Here is a 19755-nt window from a genome sequence, read left to right on the forward strand (position 1 = left end):
GCGGATCAAGGGGCGGGGCTGCGCCCGGCGGTGGGAAAGGTGCGCGGCGGAGCATAGCGGGCGAAACTGCCCAGCGATTGCGCATTGCAGTCCGCCTGCCAGGGGGTGCCGGGCAGCACCGCGCTTGTCACGCTGTAGGTCTCGCGGTAGCGGGCGGTCCTGTCGTTTTCTTCGACGGCGATGGCCACGAGGCCGGCGACCGTGCCCTGTTGCCGTTCGACCAGGCGGATCGCGCCGTCCATCGTGCCGCCGGTCTCGATCCACTGATCGACCAGCAGGACGCGCGTTCCGGGGGCAAAGGCGGGGGTGCGCATCTCCATGTCCTGGGTGCGGCCCGAGTAGTTGCCGTAGCTGACGCTGTCGGTCTCGACGCAGAGCTTTCCCGCCTTGCGGATGGGCAGGAACCCGCGCCCCAGCCGCGCCGCCAGCGCCGCCCCCAGCACAAAGCCCATCGCGTCCAGCCCCGCCACCACGTCGATCTGCCCCGGGTTCAGCTCGGCGCAGAGATCGTCCAGCAGGTCCCCGAAAGCCGTGGAGTTGATGTAGATCGAGGTCGGGTCCAGCCAGGCGAATTGTGGCCCCTTGGTGTTGGGGGACATCAGCGAAAGATACCACCGGTCGTCGCGGGGGCCTTTGGAATGGGTCATGAGCTTGCTCCGTGGGTTCGGATGACAGAGAGCAGCGCCGCAAGGCGCGCCGGGTCGATGTTGTAGAAATCGCCCGGCAGGTTGATGCCGGTGGCGACAAGGAAGCAGTTGACCGCATCGCAATAGCGGGCGGCGTTTTCCGGCGTGATGCCCGAGGCCAGCGCCATCGGTGCCGCGCCCAGCGCGCTGCGGAAGGTCTCGATCTTGGACAGGTCGGCCTCTTGTCCGGTGGCAATGCCTGAGGTCGTCACCACGTCCATGTAACGGGCCGCGATCCGCGCGGCGGTGGCATACATTTCTGGCGGCACGGGGCGTTGTTTCTTGAAGGCGACACCGCCGAAGTAGAGACCGTTCCAGCCGCTGTCGGCGCGGATACGGGCCATGCGCGCGGCCTCTGCCTGAACCTGTTCGGCCTCGTCGATCCGCGCATCGTCGGCCCAATAGGCCTGAAAGGAGAATCCCTCGCGTGCGAGCCCTGCCAGCACCGGAAAGGCAATGTCGCCGGGCTGGTCCAGAAAGTTGACGCCCAGCCAGGCCCCAGGTCGTGCGGCCCTGACCTGGCGGAGGATCGGCAGGAAGGGCGCCATCGGGAAATCGTGGTTGATGAGAAAGACACCGGGGCAGCCCACCTCCAACGCGATGTCGATGTTGGTCAGCGTCTGGTCCCGGTCCAGGACGTGGATGACGGGGGTCACGATGGGCCCCTGTCCGCTTAGCAACTGTCTAAAATCTGGGCAGGTCATCGGATCATCTCCCGTATTTCAGACAGAAGCTATGAATCCCTTGGGCATATGAAAAATTTATAATTCTGATAACTGCATAAGGCGCGACTATGCTTGCATGGCCACCAATATCCCGACCGACCTTCTTCGCAGCTTCGTCACCGTCGTCGACCTGGGTGGTTTTACCCGCGCGGCGCAGGCGCTGGGGCGGACCCAGCCCGCCATCAGCCTGCAGATCCGGCGGTTGGAGGACCTTTTGCAGACCAAGTTGATCCGCACCGCGGGGCGGCAGTTCGCGCTGACGGATGCGGGGGTGGCCCTTGGGCCCTATGCGCGCCAGATGCTGCGGCTGAACGACGATATCGTGGCGCATTTCGGCGATCGGGCGTTGTCCGGGCGCATCCGTGTCGGCGTGCCCACGGATTTCGCCCATAGTTTCCTGCTCGAGGCGATCGCGGACTTCGCGGTGGCCCATCCCGAGGTCAGCATCGAGATCGAAAGCCTTCTGTCCAGCGGCCTGCGCACGGCGCTTGCCGCCGACACGCTGGATATCTGCGTGGCCGTGGTGCCTGAGGGTGATGTGCCCTACCTTGTCGAAAGCGCGCTGGTCGAACCCTTTTGGGCGGTCAAGGACAGTTTCCACCTGGACCCCAGGGCACCCTTGCCGATCCTCTGCCACCCGGAGCCTTGCGAATACGCCAGCCGGATGCGTAACGCCCTGCGGCTGGCCGGGCGCAGTTGGCGGACCGTGCTGCTGTCACGGGACGTGGCCGGATTGCAGACGGCGGTGCGCGCCGGGCTGGGGGCCACGGCCCTAACCCCGGCGACATTGATGCCGGGCATGCGGGTGGGCCGCCCGGACGAGGGCTTTCCCCAGTTGGCGCCCCTGCGCATTGGCCTGTTCTACAAGCACGCCGCGCTGAGCGGGGCCGGGCACGGGCTGGCGCAGCACCTGCTGGAGCATATCCAGAGGTCGCGATCAGCGGTCAAAGCATAAGAATCCTAAATGCAATCATACCAACTGGAAATTTCCCAGTTGGTCCAATCTGCTCATAGGCTGTGCAGCAGATCGCTTTGGCCGCAGTTCCGCGGATCGGGCGGCGGATTACAGAACAGACCGACACGGAGGTTCCATGACCAGATCGACCTTTACCCTTTCGCGGCGGCGCCTCCTGGCCGGGGCCGCGGGTGCCGCGCTGACGACGCCGATGATCAACCGCGCCTGGGCCGCGGACCCGGTGCAGATCAACATGCTGGCCTGGTACGGCCATGCCGAGCCTGACATCGTGGCCGAGTTCGAGGCCGCCAACAACGTCAAGTTCGTGCCGAAATACTATGCCGGCGGTGACAATATGCTGGGCCTGATTGCCCAGTCGCCGCCGGGCACCTATGACCTGATCCTGTCCGATGCCGAGTTCGTGCAGCAGCTGAACATGGCCGGTTACATCGAGGAGATGGACCCCAGCCTGTACCCCTTCGACGACTTCTGGCCCGAGTACCAGAATTTTCCCGGCCACTGGACGGGCGACCAGCTCTGGTCGGTCATGGTGCGTTTCGGGCTCCTGGGTGTCTCCTACAATTCTAACGTGATGACCCGCGAAGAGGCGATGAGCTACAACGCCTTCTGGAACCCCAAGATCACCGGCAAGCTCGGCCATTTCGACTGGCACCTGCCGTCGCTTGGCCAGGTCTCGCTGTTGATGGGCAACCGCGATCCGTCGCCCTTCGACATTTCCGAGGACGCCTGGGAGGCGGTCATGGACAAGACGCTGAGCCTGAAACCCCAGGTCGGCGGTTATTTCGATTACGGCGGCACCTTCGCAAGCCTCAAGAACGGCGAGATGCTGGCGATGGCGGGCATCGGCGACTGGATCACCGGCGTCCTGCAAAAGGACGGCGCCCCGGTGGCCAGCGTGATCCCCGAAGAGGGCGGCATCCAGTGGACCGAGAGCTATTCCATCGGCAAGGGCACGACCAAACACGAGATCATCAACAAGTTCATCAACTACATGCTGAGCCCGGAGGGCCAGGTGAAGTCGATCAAGATGGCCGCCTATCCCGGCCTCTCGCCGCTGAAATCCGGCTGGAAGGCCATCCAGGAGGCCGACCCGGCCGAGGCGAAACGCTCGGGTCTGATCGAGGGTGACGACCAGTCGCCGATCAAGCTGCTCTCCGAGGGCCGTCTCTTCTTCCGCGACATCCCACGCCAGCAGGACCTCGAGGACTGGAACGACTTCTGGTCCGAGTACAAGACCGCCTGATCGCAGGCATCGCGCCCCGGCCTTGCGCCGGGGCCTCCTTCTACCCGGTTCCCCGATCATGTCCAAACGCTTCGATGCCTACCCCTATGTCTGGCGCCTGCCGCTGCTGATCTGGCAGGGGCTGTTCTTTGTCGGCCCGCTGATCCTGATGGTCGCCATGTCCTTCTGGCTGGTGCGCAACTACCGGATGGAGCCGGACTTCGTCCTGAAGAACTGGGACCGGATGCTGGGGCGCGACTATTTCTGGAACGCCTACTGGGTCACGCTCTGGCGCGCGACGCTGGCCGGTGTGCTGGCCAGCCTGATCGCCTTTCCGGCCTCCTACGCGCTGGCCTTCCGCGTGTCGGAAACCACCCGCCGCTGGGCGATCTTCTTCCTGATCGTGCCTTTTTTCACCTCCTACCTCGTGCGGGTCTACGCCTGGCAGGTGCTGCTGGCCGAAAGCGGACCGATCAACGCGGTGCTGGGTTTTGGCGGGCTGGGGCCCTTCACCATGCTCAACTCGGGCTTTGGCGCGATGGTGGGCTACATGACCCTCGTCCTGCCGTTGGTCGTCATCCTGCAGACCTTCAGCCTGGCCGCCATCGACCGCAACCTGATCGAGGCAGCATGGAACCTCGGCGCATCCCCGCGTGAGACGCTGTTCCAGGTGATCCTGCCTGCGGCGCGGATTGGTCTGATCCTGGGCGCCACATTTGCCTTCATCCTGTCCTTTGGCGATTTCGTCAGTCCCTTCTACCTCGGCGGATCGAAGCCTCCGACGCTTTCGATCCTCATCATCGACACCACCAAGTCCGGCCAGCAATGGCCGCGCGCCGCCGTCGTCGCCATCATGATGATCGCCACGCTTTTCGTCGCGGCCTTCGCTGCCGTCGGTGCGGCCTACGGGCGGAGGAAATGATGCGCCCTTCGGACATCGCCTTTCGCCTCTACCTCGTGGCGCTCTTCACCTTCGTCTTTCTTCCGATCCTGACCAGCATGGTCTTTTCGCTGAACTCTGACCGGTTCCCGACCGTCCCGCTGGGGGAGTTCACGACCCATTGGTACAAGACCGCCTTTTCCCGCCCCGAGGTCTGGACCGCCTTCGGCAACTCGCTGATCGTGGCCGTCTGCGCGGCGGCCCTGTCGACCGCGTTGGGCTTTGTCACCGCCTATACCGATTTCCGCTACGGCTTTCGCTTCAAACCCGCCTACCTGGCTCTGGCGCTGCTGCCGCCGACCATCCCGCTGGTGATCATGGGGCTGGCAATGCTGGCCTGGCTGGGACGGCTGGGGATTTCCGGGACGCTGTCCGGCATCGTCGTCGCCCATACGGTCATGGGCGCGCCCTTTGCGATGGCGATCTGCCGGCTCAGGCTCAGCCAGATGGACCCCGCGCTGGAGGCCGCCGCCTGGAACCTCGGTGCCTCGCAGTGGCGGGCCATGCGGGCCGTGGTGATCCCCTTCTGCCTGCCGGCCCTGATCTCGGCCTATTGCCTCACGGCCGCCGTCAGCTTCGACGAGTTCATCGTCGCCTGGTTCGTCTCGGGCCTGAACAAGACGGTTCCGGTGATGATCCTCGAAATCCTGCAGGGCAACGTCGATCCCCAGATCAACGCCATCGGCACGGTCGTCTTCCTGACCTCGATGGCGCTGGTGATCGTGGCCCAGCTCCTGATCCTGCGAAAGACCAATGCATGACTGACACGGATCCGCTTGTCCGATTTTCGGGCGTCCGCAAGACCTATGGCACCTTCGAGGCCGTCAAGCACCTCGACCTCGACATCGGGCGCGGCGAATTCGTCGCCATCATGGGGCCGTCGGGCTGCGGCAAGACGACGACGCTGCGGATGCTTGCCGGGCTGGAAGAACCGACAGCGGGCGAGATCACCATAGACGGCAAGCGCATGAACGAGGTCTCTGCCCATGACCGCGACACGCCGCTGGTCTGGCAGTCGCTGGCGCTGTTTCCCTTCCTGAACGTCAAGGAAAACGTCGAATTCGGGCTGAAGATGCGCGGCGTGTCGAAACCCGACCGGCACGGCCGTGCCATGCTCTGGCTTGAACGTCTCGGGCTCAAGGGGTTCGAGACGCGCCGCATCGACCAGCTCTCGGGTGGCCAGCGCCAGCGCGTGGCGCTGGCTCGCAGTCTTGTGACGGAACCCCGGATGCTGCTCCTGGACGAACCGCTTTCTGCGCTGGACGCACACCTGGTGATCCGCATGCAGGGTGTTCTGACCCGGCTGCAAAAGGAACTGGGCATCACCTTCGTCTACGTCACCCATTCCCAGTCCGAGGCATTCGCGATGGCGGATCGCGTGGTCATCATGGGTCACGGTGAGATTGCGCAGATCGGCAAGCCGCAGGAAATCTTCCGCGCCCCGAAAAACCGTTTTGTCGCGGAATTCGTGGGACGAAACAACATCCTGCCGGGCAAGACCCCGGGGCAGGAGATCGTTGTCGCCGCCGACCGTATGCAGGTCAGCGCAAGCGATCCGGGCGAGGGCGCCCTGCCTGCGGAATTCCTGTCGGAAGAGTTCGCAGGCACCGGGATCATCTGCTATTTCGAAGGTCCGGAGGGCGTGGAACTCAAGGCGCAGGTCACCGAGGACCAGCTTGAAAACCTCGCCCCCGAACCGGGCCAGCGGTTCTGGCTGACCTGGGCGCCCGGCGCGGCGCATGTGATGGCCGGAACGTGAACAAGGGGCAGGGCGCATGAGTATCGACATCCTGGTGAAAGGCGGACTGCTGGCCGACGGCACCCAGGCCGATATTGCCATTTCGGACGGCATCATCACGGCCGTGGAACCGGGCATCACCGTCGAGGCGGGCGAGGTGATCGACGCCAGAGGCAAGCTGGTGACACAGCCATTCATCGACCCGCATTTCCACATGGACGCGACGCTCAGCTATGGCCGCCCGCGTGTGAATGCCTCGGGCACCCTGCTCGAGGGCATCTCGCTCTGGGGTGAGCTGAAACAGGAGCAAACGCGGGAGGAGATCGTCGCCCGCGCGCTGGAGTATTGCCGGCAGGCGGTTGGCAAGGGCGTGCTGGCGATCCGCAGCCATGTCGACGTGACCGACCCGAACTTCCGCACGGTCGAGGCGCTGCTGGAGGTGCGAGAGGCGGTGCGCGGCGTGCTGGACCTGCAACTGGTCGCCTTCCCGCAGGACGGCTGGTACCGCGCCCCCGGCGCTGAACGACAGGTGGTCCGCGCGCTGGATGCCGGTGTCGACGTGGTCGGTGGCATCCCGCATTTCGAGCGCACGATGGCGGATGGCGCGGCCGCTGTCCGGGCGGCCTGCGAACTGGCCGCCGAGCGGGGCCTGCGCGTCGACCTGCATTGCGACGAAAGCGACGACCCCCTCAGCCGCCATATCGAGACGCTGGCCGCCGAGACGATCCGCTGCGGGTTGCAGGGCCGCGTGGCTGGGTCGCACCTGACCTCGATGCATTCGATGGACAATTATTACGTCGCGAAACTCCTGCCGCTGATCGCCGAGGCAGGGGTGGCCGCGATCCCCAACCCGCTCATCAACATCACCCTCCAGGGGCGGATGGACACATATCCGAAACGGCGCGGCCAGACCCGCGTGCCGGAACTGCGCGCCGCCGGCGTCACGGTGGCCTTCGGACAGGACTGCGTGCGCGATCCTTGGTATCCGCTGGGCTCGGGCGACATGCTCGAGGTGGCGCACATGGGGCTGCACGTGGCCTTGATGACCGCACCGGACCAGATGCGCGCCGCTTTCCAGATGGTCACGGAAACCCCGGCACAGGTCCTGGGCCTAGACTTCGGCCTTGCCCCCGGCAAGCGCGGCAGTCTCGTGGTCCTGGACGCGCCCGACCCGATCGAGGCGCTGCGCCTGCGGCCCGCGCGCCTTGCCGTCATCTCGGATGGCCGCGTCGTGGCCCGGACGGAACCGGCCCGCACGGCGCTTTCGGCAGGGTTCTAGCCCCCTTTCGTCGCCGGGGGAACCGGCCAGGGGTATCCCTGCGCAGGCATCTGCAAGCCTGGCACATGCCTCTGTTTCTTTGGGCCAAAAATACCTCTGGGGGGTCCGGGGGGCAAAGCCCCCCGCCGGTCGTCGCGCGTCAGCGCGGCGAAACGCCTTCCGAAAGCGGTTCAGGCCGTCACCTGTTCCCGCGCCTCGGTACGGATCATGTCGGCGGCCTTTTCGGCAATCATGATGGTGGGCGAATTGGTGTTGCCCGAGGTGATACGCGGCATGACAGAGGCATCGACCACCCGTAGCCCGCCGATACCGTTGACCTTCAGATCCGGCCCCACCACCGCGGCGGGATCGGTGCCCATGCGCGCCGTGCCCACGGGATGAAAGATCGTCGAGGCGATCTGCCCGGCGCCCTCGGCCAGGTCCGCATCGCTCTGGTAACTTGGCCCTGGCTTGAATTCCTCGGGGCGGTATCGTGCCAGCGCCGGCTGGTCCATGATCCGCCGCGTCAGCCGGATGGCCCGGGCGGCCACGATCCGGTCACCCTCGGTCGAGAGGTAATTCGGCTGGATCTCCGGATGCGCCATCGGATCGGGAGAGGTGATGCGCACATGCCCCCGGCTTTCGGGGCGCAGGTGGCAGACGCTGGCGGTGATCGCGTCGAATTCGTGCGGCGGCTGGCCAAAGGCCTCCAGCGTCACGGGCTGGACGTGGTATTCCAGGTCCGGGGTCGCCACTTCCTGTGACGAATAGGCGAAGGCTCCAAGCTGGCTGGGGGCCATCGACATCGGCCCGGAGCGTGTCGCAAGGTATTCCAGCCCGATTTTCGCCTGGCCCCAAAGCGACGAGGCCATGCTGTTCAAGGTCTTCGCCCCCGAGACCTTGTAGGCACAGCGGATCTGCAAGTGGTCCTGCAGGTTGGCGCCGACACCGGGCTGATCCAGGACGGTGTCGATCCCCTGGTCCTGCAACAGGGCGCCGGACCCGATCCCCGAGAGTTGCAGGATCTGTACCGACCCGATCGACCCCGCGGACAGGATCACCTCGCGTCGTGCATGGACCTGCATAGGGGCATTTTCGCGCCGGAACCGCAGCCCGGTCGCCTGCCGTCCGTCGAAGAGCAGCCGCTCTGCCTGGGCATGGGTCATGACATCCAGGTTGGCCCGCTGGCGGGCCGGTTTCAGGAACCCCTTGGCCGTGCTCCACCGCCAGCCCTTGCGCTGGTTGACCTTGAAATAACCGACCCCGAAATTGTCGCCCCGGTTGAAATCGTCGGTCTCCGGCAAGCCCGCCTCGACCGCCGCCGCCTTCCAGGCGTCGAGGATCTCCCAGCGCAGGCGCGCCTCTTCGACCCGCCATTCGCCGCCCGCGCCGTGCATCTCGTCGGCGCCGCCATAGTAGTCCTCGGATTTCAGGAAATAGGGCAGCACGTCGTCCCAACCCCAGCCGGTCAGCCCCATCTGCCGCCAGCCGTCGTAATCCGCCGCCTGTCCGCGCAGGTAGAGCATCCCGTTGATCGAAGAGCAGCCACCCAGCACCTTGCCGCGTGGATACAGCAGCTCGCGCCCGTTCAACCCCTCGCAGGCGGCGGTCTTGTACCCCCAGTCGGTGCGCGGATTGCCGATGCAGTACAGGTAGCCGACAGGGATGTGGATCCAGTGGTAATTGTCGCTGCCGCCCGCTTCCAGCAAAAGCACGCGGGTGTCCGGATCTTCGGAAAGGCGATTGGCCAGCACGCAGCCGGCGCTACCGGCGCCGACGATGACATAGTCATAGGTTCCAATATCCTGCACGGCGGCCTCCCTCTGGTCCGGGTGCAGTATGGGTTGCCGTGGTCCGGCGGCGCAATCTGCAAAAACGAACGAGGGATGCCTGTTTTCGTTCATTCTGCGACAGGCTATGCTGTGGGGAAAGGAGCTGGCATGAGCCTATCCCTCGACTGGTCGGATGTTCGCTATTTCCTGGAAACCGCCCGGGCTGGGCGGTTCAGTGGTGCTGCCCGTCGGCTGGGCGTCAGCCATACCACCGTTGCCCGCCGTGTCGCACGGCTGGAAGAGGCCCTGCACAATCGCCTGCTGGAACCGGGTGCGGGCGGGTTGATACCGACAGAGGCGGGCGCCGCCCTTATCCCGCTGGCCGAGCGGATGGAGACGCAGGCGGCGCAGATCCTCGACCGCCTGCAACGCCCCGGCGCACTGACCGGGCGGGTGCGGATCGGGGCGCCGGACGGGTTCGGCAACGCGGTCCTGTCACGGATGCTGCCCGGACTCTTGCGGCAGGAACCCGAACTGGAAATCGAGCTGGTGCCGGTGCCTGCCGCGCACAAGCTGTGGAACCGCGAGGTCGACATCGCCATCAGCCTTGACCGCCCGCAAACCGGGCGGCTCGTCATGCAGAAACTGACCGACTACGAACTGCGCCTCTACGCCTCGCATGGCTTTCTCAAGGCGCATGGCAAACCGGAAGACCGCGAGGCCCTCGCCACCATGCCGCTGGTCGGGTACATCGACGAGTTGCTGTATACCGAGGCACTGGATTTCAACCGCCTGGTGCATCCCGGCGCGCGGACGGTCTACAAGGCCGCCACCGTCCAGGCCCAGCTTGAAGCGGTGCAAAGCGGAGTCGGGTTGGGCGTGCTGCCCTGTTTCATGGCGCGCGAAACGGCGCTGGTGCCGGTGCTGCCGGACCAGATCCGATTTACCCGCGCCTATTGGCTGCTGCATGCCGAGGACGACCGCGAGATCGCGCGCATCCGCCGGGTGATCGATTTCCTGCGCGAAGAGACGCGGGCACGCGCGGCACTCTTTCGGTTCGACGCTCAGCCGGGCGGTTGATGCCAGGTCACGGTGACCGGTTGCGCCACCAGCCCGTTCAGCCAGTCGGTCATCTCGTCGATGACCATTGCCTGCAGTGCCATGCGGTCCGGCCGGTCGACGATCCAGACATAGCCAAGCACCGCCCCCCTCCGTCCCATCTCGGGATAGAAATAGGCACAACCGATATGGACGCCGTTCTTGTCGCGCAGGGACCAGGCAAAGGACCGGCCTTCAAGGAACTCGCGATCGTGCCAGCCCATGTCCCAAAGGTTTTCCTCGAGCGTCAGCCCGTCGGGCCAGTCGCCGAAGAGTCCCTTGAGGACATGCGCCGATCCGGTAACGGCTGCGAAATCCTCTTCGACCACGGCGGGCGAGAGCGGCGTCAGGTCAAAATCCCGCATGATGGCGCCGCGGGGCAGGGGGTTGGGATCGAAATCGGGATGGGCACGCGGGTTCATGTGCCGGGCTCTTTCGCCTCGCGCTTGAAGGGGTTCTCGTCCGGGACATCGAACTCCAGCACCATCTCGCCCTTTTCGCGCGCGTCCGCCATGTAGCGGAAGGCGTTCACGGACATGCGCATCAGGTGATCCCCGGCCTTCATCGGCGGGTATTTTTCCATGATCTCAGGCGTGCGGAACTTCTCCAGCGGTTCGACAACCGCATGGTAGTCCAGGCCAAAGAACAGCGGGAAAGAGTACCTTTCCTCGCCCAGATTGGCGACGCGGTGCTGCGTGGACTTGAACTGCCCGCCCGACCATGTCTCGAAGATGTCGCCGATGTTGACCACGAAACAGCCCGGGATCGGCGGTGCCTCGATCCAGACATCCTCGGCGTTCATCACCTGAAGGCCCGGCGCGCCGGTCATCAGGATGGTGAAACATTCAAAGTCCGAATGGGCGGCGATGCCGACCATTTCCCTGGTCGCGGGCATCTCATTGGGGATGTAGCGCAGGAGCCGCAGCTGCGAGGTCGGATAGGTGATGTGCCGGGTCAGTTCCTCTGTTTCGACCCCGAGTTCCAGCGCCAGAGCGTCCAGCAGGCGCAGGCCAAGCGCGAAGGCCTGGTCGTAATAGGTTGACATCGTGTCTTTCCAGCCGGGAATATCCGGCCAGACGTTGGGGCCCGTCATGCGCCAGCCGGCGAGGTAGTCCGGGTGATCCTCGGGCGCCTCGTAGGACATGTCCCAGGCTTCGTTGAAATTGATCGACTTGGGGAAATCGGCGCCGTTCTCCTCGAACGGGACGTAGCCGCGGTGATGGGTGGTGAAACCGGACCAATAGCGCATCTTGAAATTGCGCGGCTTGTCGTGGAATTCCTTCGACGCCGCAAAGACAGCGTCGATCAACTCCTGCGAGATCCCGTGCCCGGTGATGTAGAAGAACCCCGAGGTCCGCGCCGCATGACCAAGATCGGCGGCGACCTTGGCCTTGTCGGCGACGTCCCCCGTAAACAGCCCCGAGAGATCGACGACCGGCAGGGTCGCATCCTCAACCGTCAGGGCCTTTTGGTCGTCCGAAATCGTGCTGCGCGCCATGCGTTCTCTCCCGAGTCGTTTGCCTGTTCCCAGGCTGGCCCGAAAGGGCGGATCGGGTCTCTGCGGCGATTAAGAATGCCGCCGGGTCGGTGCCGTTTGCCTGCGATTTGATCAATTGCCGGGGCGACTGGTCTCTTTGCGGTCGCTTTCTTTGACCGGTCACCGGTCTGCGCGCGCTCATGGGGGCATGACGAGGCTGCCAGCGTCCACGCGGCGAAAGGCGCGGCCGGGGAATGAGGAAGCTCACCATGACCAAGCTCAACAGACGTACTCTGCTCAAGACCGGGGCCGCAGGGCTCGCCGCATCGAGCGTGCTGGGCACGCCGCTGATCGCGCAGACGCGCAGCCTGAAGATTGGCAGCTATGGCGGCTATTTCGAGGACAGCTTCAAGGAATTCGTCTATCCCGCCTTCACCGATGCCACCGGCATCGCGGTGGAAAGCGTGACCCAGCCCAACTCGACCGACTGGCTGGTGACCATGCAGCAGGCGACCGCCGCCGGCAGCGTGCCCGCCGACTTGTCTCTCTACGCGCGCGACACGCTGATCAAGGCCAGCCGCATCGGCGGGCTTCTGAAACCGCTGAACCTGGCCGCCATGCCGGCGGCGGGCAACCTGGATCCCTATTTCGTCTTCGAGGCCCCCGAGGGTGCGCTGGGGGTCGGGGCCATGTCCTGGTTCACGGCGATGGTCATCAACCCGGGCGAGGTCGATGTCCCTGCAAGCTGGGCGGACTTCTGGGACAGCTCGATTTACGAGGCCTCGCTGGGCCTGTCGCGCAACTACAATTCGCAGTTCCTCGACATCGTCGCGGCGACCTTCTTTGACGGCGAAGAGACCTTCAAGAACGACGAGGGCATCCTTGCGCTGATCGAGAAGGCGGCAGAGATCAAGCCGAACGTCGCGCTGTGGTGGTCGGCCGAAAGCCAGATGGAACAGTCGATGAAGAACGGCGACGTGATCGGCGGTCAATATTACCTGGACGTGGCCAACCTGATGGCCGCCGACGGTTTCCCGATCAAGCCGGTCTTTCCCAAGGAAGGCAACCCGCAGGACTACGGATCCTGGTGCCTGTCGTCTCTGTCTGACAAGGCGGACGAGGCGGCGGAGTTCATCAACTTCTCGTCCGACCCGGCCACGCAGGCCCTGATGAGCCGCAAGATCGGCACCGCGCCCCTGCTGGACCAGTCCAAGACAGACCTGACGGATGAGGAATTCGCCTTTGTCTCTGGCACGCCGTCGATCCGGCCCGCTTACGAGGCCTACCTGGACAAGGAGACCTTCATCAAGGAGAGCTGGGACAAGATGCTGGCCGGGGCGTAACCGTCCATGTCCGGCCTTGTTCTCAAGGGCATCTCGAAAAGCTTCGGCGGCACCCGTGCCGTCGATCGCGTGAACCTGACCTTCGCCGAAGGGCAGTTGACGGCGCTGCTGGGCCCTTCGGGTTGTGGCAAGACCACGCTTCTGCGGATGATCGCGGGGCTGGAGGCGCCGTCCTCTGGGTCGCTCTTGCTGGGCGGGCGCGACATTACCGGGCTGCCCGCGCACAAGCGCAAGTTTGGCATGGTTTTCCAGAGCTTCGCGCTCTTCCCGCACCTGACGGTGCGGGACAACGTGGCCTATTCGCTGCATATCTCCGGGGCGTCCAGGACCGAGGCCGCGGAAACGGCCAAGAGGCTGCTGGACCTCGTGCAACTGTCGGCCTTCGGCGACCGGCGCATCGGGGCCCTGTCCGGCGGGCAGCGCCAGCGGGTCGCCATCGCCCGTGCCCTGGCGCAGGAACCAGAGGTCTTTCTGCTGGACGAACCCATGTCCGCGCTCGACGCCAAGCTGCGCGAGGAAATGCAGGTGGAACTGCGCCTGCTGCAACAACGCCTTGGTATCACAACCGTCGTCGTCACCCATGATCAGCGCGAGGCGATGACGATGGCCGACAGCATCGTCGTCATGTCGAACGGACGTGTCGAACAGGTGGGCAGCCCGCAGGACATCTATCATCACCCCGACAATGCCTTTGTCGCGGATTTCATCGGCAAGGCGAACTTCTTTGACGGTGTGACCGAACCCGGCGGCATCCGCGTCGGTCCCATGCATCTCTCCGCGAAGCCGAATTTTGTCCGCGGCTCTCCGGTGCGGGTGGCGATCCGGCCCGAACGGGCCTGCCTCGACGATGAGCCGGGGGAAAACCGGCTCTCCGCGAAGGTGACTTTCGTGCGCGATCTCGGCCCGGTCCGCGAATATCACCTGGATACACCCTTGGGGGCGATGGTGGTCGAAAACGCCCCGGGCGAAGTCCGGAAATCGCTGGTCATCGGGGACCGGACAGAGGTCCGTCTGCCGCCCGAGGCGCTGCACCTCTTTCCCGATCCGCAGGCCGCGGTGGCCGCCGAATGACGGCGGTGGAGCGGATCGAGGCCGAGATGCCAGACCGCCCCGCGCGCGCGCGTCCGACGCCCCGCCGCATCCTGCCCTGGCTGCTGAGCGTCGTGATCGGGGTGCTTTGCGTCGTGCCCTTCCTGTTGGTCATCGCCATCAGTTTCGGCCGCAAGATCGAAGGCGCCGCCTGGCAGTGGGACTTCACCTTGGCGAACTATCAGCGGTTTTTCGTCGGCGCGCTCTGGCCGGACGAGGTGACGTTCCTCTACCTGCAACAGCTCGGTTTCAGCTTCTGGTACGCAGTGATCGCCTCTTTGCTGGCGGTACTGACGGCGCTGCCCTTCACGCTTTTGCTGACGCGGCTGTCGCGCCGGGCGCAGGCGGCCTGGCTGGTTTTCATCCTGTCGTCGCTGTCGCTGTCCGAGGTCTTCATCGTCATGGGCTGGGACATCCTGCTGTCGAACAACTCGGGCCTCCCGGCGCTGATCAAGTCCACCGGGCTGACGCAATGGCTCAAGGATGTTGGATGGTTCCAGACCCTGCGCGACTGGGGCCTGGCCAGCCCGCGCAACGTCAAGTTCAAGACCTCTCAATTCGCGACCATCCTGACGATGAGCTATCTCGTCTGGCCCTACGCGGTGATCCTGCTCTACCCGGCGCTCTCGCGCCTCGACCGGTCGCAAAGCGAGGCGGCACGGACGATGGGGGCCGGGGGCTGGACCGTGGCGCGCACGGTGATCCTGCCAGCCATTCGCTTGCCCCTGTTCGGATCGACCCTGCTGCTGTTTGTCTTCCTGCTGGGCACCTATGTCGCCGTGACGGTCTTTGCCGCGCCCGCGCAACACACGACGGCGGTGGCGATCTACAGCAACATCCGGGGCGCCAACCTGAACGCGCCCTTTGGGGCGACGCAGGCGGTGATCCTGCTGCTCGCGGCGGGGCTCTGCCTGACCCTTGGGCACCGGTTGAACAGATGGGCGGAGGCGCGGTGATGCGGGTTCTCGGTCCCCTCTACATGGCGTTCTGCGTGGTCCTTCTGGCGCTGCCCATCGCCGTGGTCTGCGGCGCGGCCCTGAACGGCGGGCGCAGCATGTTCTTTCCCCCGCGCGACCCGACGCTGGCGCGCTTTGGCGAGTTTTTCGTCTCCGAGCCTGTCTGGACGCAGGCACTGGTGAATTCGGTGATCGTCGCCGTCGGAGCGGCGTTGCTGGCGGTGCTTCTGGCCTGGCCGGTGGCCTACCTGCTGTGGTCCACGGGGTCGAAACTGTCGCGCACACTGGCGGCGCTGGGGTCCATGCCCTTTGCGGTGCCGCCCATCGTCTTTGGCGTGGGGCTGGGGTTCTTCTGGGGCTTTCTGGGCGGGCTGGGCGCGATCTGGGCCGGCATCTTCAGCCACGCGGTCCTGCTGATGGCGCTGCCGCTGGTCACGATCTCGATCGGGCTGCAAGGCATCGACCGGTCGCATCTCGACGCCGCCGCCACGATGGGGGCCACCGAGGCCGTGACCTTCCGCACCGTGATCCTGCCGCAGACGATCCCCTATACGATCTCGGGCTTTTTCTTCGTGCTCGTGCTGTCCTTCAACGAGTTCATCGTGATGTTCTTCGTCTCGGCCTCGGGCTTTGCCACCGTGACGCTGCAGATCTTCAACTCGCTGAGGAACGGCTACACGCCGACGATGGCCGTGGCCGCGATCACCTTTATCGGTGTTTCTGTCCTTGTCTTTTCCGCCGTCGCCCGCTGGGGCGACCTGCCGCGCCTGATGGGCGCGGATCAATCCCGCAACTGAAGGAGAGCGTCATGGCCCGTCAGCCCACCATCGTCGGAAACCCGGTTCTTCTGGTCATCGATATCCAGAAGAGCGCCTTCATGGACGGAGATCCCGGTATCCCGATCATGCCGGGCTATTCCGACAACATGCGACGTGCGCGCAGCGTCGTGGACGCAGCCCATGACGCGGGCATCCCGGTTGTCTTCGTGCAGGAAATCCACCGCCGCGACATGGTGGATTACGGCCGCGAACTGGACGGGTCCGAGGGCATCCACTGCATGGAGGGGGAACCGGGCACGCCGGTCGCCTTCGAGGAGTTGGGCCGCCTGCCGGGCGACTACTACGTCCCCAAGCGGCGGTATTCCTGTTTTTACGGCACGGAAATGGAAATCCTGCTGAAGGGCCTGAAGGCGCAGACGCTGATCCTTGTCGGCGGCATGACGGATGTCTGTGTCCACTACAGTTTCGTCGATGGGCACCAGGGGGATTACCATTGCCGCGTGGTGGCGGATTGCGTGGGCGGCACCTCGTCCGAGGCGCACCAGGCCGCGCTGAACGCGATGGAATACCTGCAGGAAGGCGCGGTCCTGAGCGCCGAGGACATCATCACGGCGATGAGTGAACAGAGGATGGCAGCGGAATGATCACGACTGAGACCCTCCAGGGCCATTGGCACAGGGCCTGGCTCAAGTCGCAGGCCTTTTGCGACACGGAAACAACGGTGCACTGGATGCAGTGTGGACCACTTTACGTCGATGTCCGCATCCCGCCGAACCGGCCCGACATCCGCGGCGCCACGGCGCTGGCGGACCTTCCGGACGCGGCGCTGCTGTCGCTCTTGCGGGCCGAGGGGTTCGCGGGCGTGGTCGAGCTGAACGCGGATGTCTGCACCTGGCAGCGGCTGATCAACTGGCATGGCCGTCCTGAACAGGAAGACAGCGGCCAGCTTGAATTCCGCGGCTCGGATCAACTGATGGAAACCGGGGTGCTGGGCGATTACGCGGAACTCTGGAACCGGCGCAGCGACCATCCCGCCAGCGCGGTGCACATGAAGGCGGGCACGGCGGACGCCTACCTGGTCACCGTCGGAACGCGGTTCGTCTTTGGTGTCGGGCTGCCGGAGGCGGAAAACTCGCGCAACATGATCGCCGCGCTGGAGGCGGGACAGCGGACCTGGGCCATGCAGCAGCAATTCGGGCAGGGATTTGCCTTTGGCTGCTGGGACGGGGCGCACGGGATCACGGAGCTGTCCACAAATCCCCTGACCGAGGGGCTGCCTGTGCTGAGCTGCACCGGAGATGGAGAATTGATCTGGCACGCGGTGGATTTCTTCGGCCAGTCGCGGGACGTGCCGCTGACGCGCCCGATGGAGATGCTCAACGACGTGGCCTGAGGGGGCGGTTCAGGCGTCCCAGAGCGCGAGGTAGTGATCGACGATCCGGTGACAGCGGCCGCGCCCGAAGGCCGGGTCGTGACCGCCCAGGACCCGGTTGACCGGCAGCGCGCGGATGCGGCGCAGGGTTTCGGCATAGGCGGCAATGTCCATGCCCGGCCCCTCGTAGATCAGCGGTCCGTCGTAAATTGCGTCGGCCCCGAAAAGCGTGCCGCTCTCTCCATGCCAGAGGCCGACCTGGCCGGGCGAGTGTCCGGGAAGGTGCAGGACCTCGGCCTGCCAGTCGCCAAGATCCACCACCGCACCGTCCTCGACCGTCCCGGTCGCCGGGGCCGGATGCAGCCTGTAGGCGTCCAGATCGTACCCCGCGTGCGGCAGTGCATCCACCAGGTGTGGCCAAAGCGGCGGATAGCCTGCATCGGCAAAGAGCTTGGCGAGCCGGTCCGGAATGCCGGAGGTGTCGAGGCTGTAGGCTTCGGGCGCGGCCAGTTCGTCGGCCTCCAGCGGGTGCACGAGCCGCGTCTCGAACTCATGCGCGGCGCCGATGTGATCGACATGTGTGTGCGTGGTGAACAGGATCAGGGGCCTTTCAGGATTGGGGCGCAATGCGTCGATCACGGGCCGCAGTGGCGCCACGCCCATGCCGCTGTCGACAACCATGTCGGCCTCTGACCCAAGCACGAGGAAGATGTTGGCGGAAAAGATCGGATGCACATGCGGTTCGCTCAGAACCCAGGTGCGATCGTCGATCTGCTTTGTGCCGTACCACGGCGAGGCAACGGGATAGCTCATGCCCGCAGCCTTGCCCGCGGGGACGCGTTGCGCAACAAGCCTGCCGATTTTTCGACCAGAGACCCGGAAAATCGCGTATACTTTCAGCTAAACCATTTTGAACCGCCCTGATTTGAAGCACCCGAGGTGACAGAAATTCCATGCGCAAGATGCTGATCCATGCAGGGCGTCTAGGGTTCCGCCTCACTCTCTCCCTTGAGGGTCTGGTCCAAGAGACGCCACCGGCCGGGCAAATTCCCGGCGGGACACGGCGGGGCAAAAACCCGGGAGAACACTGCGCATTGGGGGCTACCGTTCTCTCGAGTTCCGCCTCGGTCCCCCGATTTGCGAACCTTTTGGCGGAACGCTGCACGAGGGGATTACCCATGTTTGCAAGACGCCATTTCATGGCCGCCACCGCGGCGCTGGCCATGCTGGCCGGCGCACCCGCGCTGGCGCAGGAGAAAACCGATTTCCGCGTGGCTTGGTCGATCTACGTCGGCTGGATGCCCTGGGGCTACCTGGACGAGTCCGGGATCATGGACAAATGGGCCGAGAAATACGGCATCACCGTCGATATCGTGCAGATCAACGATTACGTCGAGTCCATCAACCAGTACACGGCGGGTGCCTTTGACGGCGTTTCGGCCACCAACATGGACACGCTGTCGATCCCGGCGGGCGGCGGCGTGGACACCACGGCGCTGATCGTCGGCGATTTCTCGAACGGCAATGACGCGGTGATCGTCAAGGACGGCGGCCTGGCCGACCTTGCTGGCAAGCCTGTCAACCTGGTGGAACTGTCGGTCTCGCATTACCTGCTGGCCCGCGCTTTGGACAGCGTCGACCTGGCAGAGCGTGACCTGGGCGGGGTCATCAACACCTCGGACGCGGACATGATCGCGGCCTTCACCACCTCGGACGTGCAGGCGGTGGTGACATGGAACCCGCTGGTTTCGACCATCCTGGAGGAACCGAACGCGACCAAGGTGTTCGACAGTTCCGACATCCCCGGCGAGATCATCGACCTGATGGTGGTCAACACGGACACGCTGGCGGCCAATCCCGATTTCGGCAAGGCGCTGGTGGGCGCCTGGTACGAGGTGCTGGGCCTGATGGCAGCGGGTGACGAAGAGGTGCTGACCGCGATGGCCGAGGCCTCGGGCACCGATCTTGCGGGCTACAAGGCGCAACTGGAGTCGACCGAGATGTTCTATGACCCGGCGGCGGCGGTCACCTTCACCAAGGGGGCCGAGTTGCCGACGACGATGGTCAACGTGGCAGAGTTCCTGTTCGACAAGGGCATCCTGGGCGAGGGCGCGCCAAGCCCGGATTTCGTCGGTGTTGAATATCCCGACGGCACGACCACCGGTGACCCGAACAACGTGAAGTTCCGTTTCGACACCACCTACATGCAGATGGCGGCGGACGGGGCTCTCTGAGCGACCCCCGGCCCGGTCAAGGCACCGGGCCGGGTCCATTCCACCCCGTCCCGGGCCTGACCCGGGACCTCTGCCTGTCGAGGACACCCC

The 19755-nt window shown here is 65.0% G+C and carries 20 protein-coding genes and 1 riboswitch; of the genes, 14 read left to right on the plus strand and 6 right to left on the minus strand.

The features are described from left to right. Positions 1-5: 5 nt before the first annotated feature. Positions 6-647, minus strand: coding sequence for a phosphoribosyltransferase family protein (locus tag BLQ71_RS01355; protein WP_074620443.1), 642 nt, complete (start codon positions 645-647; stop codon positions 6-8). Then, entirely contained in the window at positions 644-1342 is a 699-nt protein-coding gene (locus BLQ71_RS01360; RefSeq protein WP_229754824.1) for a BtpA/SgcQ family protein, read from the minus strand. Before BLQ71_RS01360 ends, BLQ71_RS01355 begins: the two co-directional genes overlap by 4 nt. Positions 1343-1487: 145 nt before the next feature. Between BLQ71_RS01360 and BLQ71_RS01365 the strand changes: the two genes are divergently transcribed. The 6 genes from BLQ71_RS01365 to BLQ71_RS01390 all read left to right on the plus strand — a co-directional run bounded on the left by BLQ71_RS01365 (position 1488) and on the right by BLQ71_RS01390 (position 7566). Further along, positions 1488-2366 (plus strand): LysR family transcriptional regulator, encoded by an 879-nt coding sequence (locus BLQ71_RS01365; RefSeq protein WP_074620445.1) that lies wholly within the window; start codon positions 1488-1490, stop codon positions 2364-2366. A gap of 136 nt (positions 2367-2502) precedes the next feature. Further along, complete coding sequence (locus tag BLQ71_RS01370; protein ID WP_074620446.1) at positions 2503-3630, plus strand: polyamine ABC transporter substrate-binding protein; 1128 nt, start codon at positions 2503-2505, stop codon at positions 3628-3630. A 58-nt stretch (positions 3631-3688) separates the two neighbouring features. Then, the gene (locus BLQ71_RS01375) at positions 3689-4531 is read left to right on the plus strand and encodes an ABC transporter permease (RefSeq protein ID WP_043139986.1); all 843 of its coding nucleotides are present in this window, start codon (positions 3689-3691) and stop codon (positions 4529-4531) included. Beyond that, positions 4528-5310, plus strand: a complete 783-nt coding sequence (locus BLQ71_RS01380; RefSeq protein WP_088702280.1) for an ABC transporter permease — start codon at positions 4528-4530, stop codon at positions 5308-5310. Before BLQ71_RS01375 ends, BLQ71_RS01380 begins: the two co-directional genes overlap by 4 nt. Further along, positions 5307-6308 (plus strand): ABC transporter ATP-binding protein, encoded by a 1002-nt coding sequence (locus tag BLQ71_RS01385; protein WP_074620448.1) that lies wholly within the window; start codon positions 5307-5309, stop codon positions 6306-6308. Before BLQ71_RS01380 ends, BLQ71_RS01385 begins: the two co-directional genes overlap by 4 nt. 16 nt (positions 6309-6324) lie before the next feature. Continuing rightward, entirely contained in the window at positions 6325-7566 is a 1242-nt protein-coding gene (locus BLQ71_RS01390; RefSeq protein WP_074620449.1) for a cytosine deaminase, read from the plus strand. A gap of 170 nt (positions 7567-7736) precedes the next feature. Here BLQ71_RS01390 and BLQ71_RS01395 read toward each other — a convergent pair whose 3' ends face one another. Next, complete coding sequence (locus tag BLQ71_RS01395) at positions 7737-9347, minus strand: GMC family oxidoreductase (protein WP_074620673.1); 1611 nt, start codon at positions 9345-9347, stop codon at positions 7737-7739. Between the two features lie 138 nt (positions 9348-9485). Here BLQ71_RS01395 and BLQ71_RS01400 point away from each other — a divergent pair, with 138 nt between their 5' ends. Beyond that, positions 9486-10397 (plus strand): LysR family transcriptional regulator, encoded by a 912-nt coding sequence (locus BLQ71_RS01400; protein WP_074620450.1) that lies wholly within the window; start codon positions 9486-9488, stop codon positions 10395-10397. On the opposite strand, the gene BLQ71_RS01405 is transcribed toward BLQ71_RS01400, so the two are convergent. Together BLQ71_RS01405 and BLQ71_RS01410 are read right to left on the minus strand one after the other, a co-directional pair. After that, the gene (locus tag BLQ71_RS01405) at positions 10382-10837 is read right to left on the minus strand and encodes a hypothetical protein (protein ID WP_074620451.1); all 456 of its coding nucleotides are present in this window, start codon (positions 10835-10837) and stop codon (positions 10382-10384) included. The two genes, BLQ71_RS01400 and BLQ71_RS01405, sit on opposite strands and share 16 nt — an antisense overlap. Then, a complete protein-coding gene (locus BLQ71_RS01410; protein WP_074620452.1) occupies positions 10834-11913 on the minus strand; it encodes an isopenicillin N synthase family dioxygenase in 1080 nt (359 codons plus the stop codon). Before BLQ71_RS01410 ends, BLQ71_RS01405 begins: the two co-directional genes overlap by 4 nt. A gap of 248 nt (positions 11914-12161) precedes the next feature. Here BLQ71_RS01410 and BLQ71_RS01415 point away from each other — a divergent pair, with 248 nt between their 5' ends. The 6 genes from BLQ71_RS01415 to BLQ71_RS01440 are packed head-to-tail and all read left to right on the plus strand — an operon-like array spanning position 12162 to position 17452. Then, on the plus strand, positions 12162-13235 hold the full coding sequence (locus BLQ71_RS01415) for an ABC transporter substrate-binding protein (RefSeq protein ID WP_157923271.1): 1074 nt from the start codon (positions 12162-12164) through the stop codon (positions 13233-13235). A 6-nt stretch (positions 13236-13241) separates the two neighbouring features. Then, a complete protein-coding gene (locus BLQ71_RS01420) occupies positions 13242-14306 on the plus strand; it encodes an ABC transporter ATP-binding protein (protein WP_074620454.1) in 1065 nt (354 codons plus the stop codon). Beyond that, the gene (locus BLQ71_RS25870; RefSeq protein WP_074620455.1) at positions 14303-15280 is read left to right on the plus strand and encodes an ABC transporter permease; all 978 of its coding nucleotides are present in this window, start codon (positions 14303-14305) and stop codon (positions 15278-15280) included. The genes BLQ71_RS01420 and BLQ71_RS25870 overlap by 4 nt, the downstream gene beginning before the upstream one ends. Further along, positions 15280-16077 carry an ABC transporter permease gene (locus BLQ71_RS25875; protein WP_074620674.1) on the plus strand — a complete coding sequence of 266 codons (798 nt, stop codon included), beginning with the start codon at positions 15280-15282 and terminating at the stop codon, positions 16075-16077. The genes BLQ71_RS25870 and BLQ71_RS25875 overlap by 1 nt, the downstream gene beginning before the upstream one ends. Before the next feature lie 11 nt (positions 16078-16088). Beyond that, positions 16089-16703, plus strand: a complete 615-nt coding sequence (locus BLQ71_RS01435) for a cysteine hydrolase family protein (RefSeq protein WP_074620456.1) — start codon at positions 16089-16091, stop codon at positions 16701-16703. After that, positions 16700-17452: a hypothetical protein gene (locus BLQ71_RS01440; RefSeq protein WP_074620457.1), complete on the plus strand. Its 753-nt coding sequence runs from the start codon at positions 16700-16702 to the stop codon at positions 17450-17452. The genes BLQ71_RS01435 and BLQ71_RS01440 overlap by 4 nt, the downstream gene beginning before the upstream one ends. Positions 17453-17461: 9 nt before the next feature. On the opposite strand, the gene BLQ71_RS01445 is transcribed toward BLQ71_RS01440, so the two are convergent. Then, a complete protein-coding gene (locus BLQ71_RS01445; protein WP_074620458.1) occupies positions 17462-18244 on the minus strand; it encodes an MBL fold metallo-hydrolase in 783 nt (260 codons plus the stop codon). Between the two features lie 159 nt (positions 18245-18403). Then, positions 18404-18516, plus strand: a riboswitch (guanidine-I (ykkC/yxkD leader). Positions 18517-18609: 93 nt separating this feature from the next. Here BLQ71_RS01445 and BLQ71_RS01450 point away from each other — a divergent pair. Beyond that, the gene (locus BLQ71_RS01450; protein ID WP_074620459.1) at positions 18610-19665 is read left to right on the plus strand and encodes a putative urea ABC transporter substrate-binding protein; all 1056 of its coding nucleotides are present in this window, start codon (positions 18610-18612) and stop codon (positions 19663-19665) included. Positions 19666-19755 lie beyond the last annotated feature (90 nt).

The organism is Antarctobacter albus, assembly GCF_900101505.1.
Taxonomy (GTDB): domain Bacteria; phylum Pseudomonadota; class Alphaproteobacteria; order Rhodobacterales; family Rhodobacteraceae; genus Antarctobacter; species Antarctobacter albus.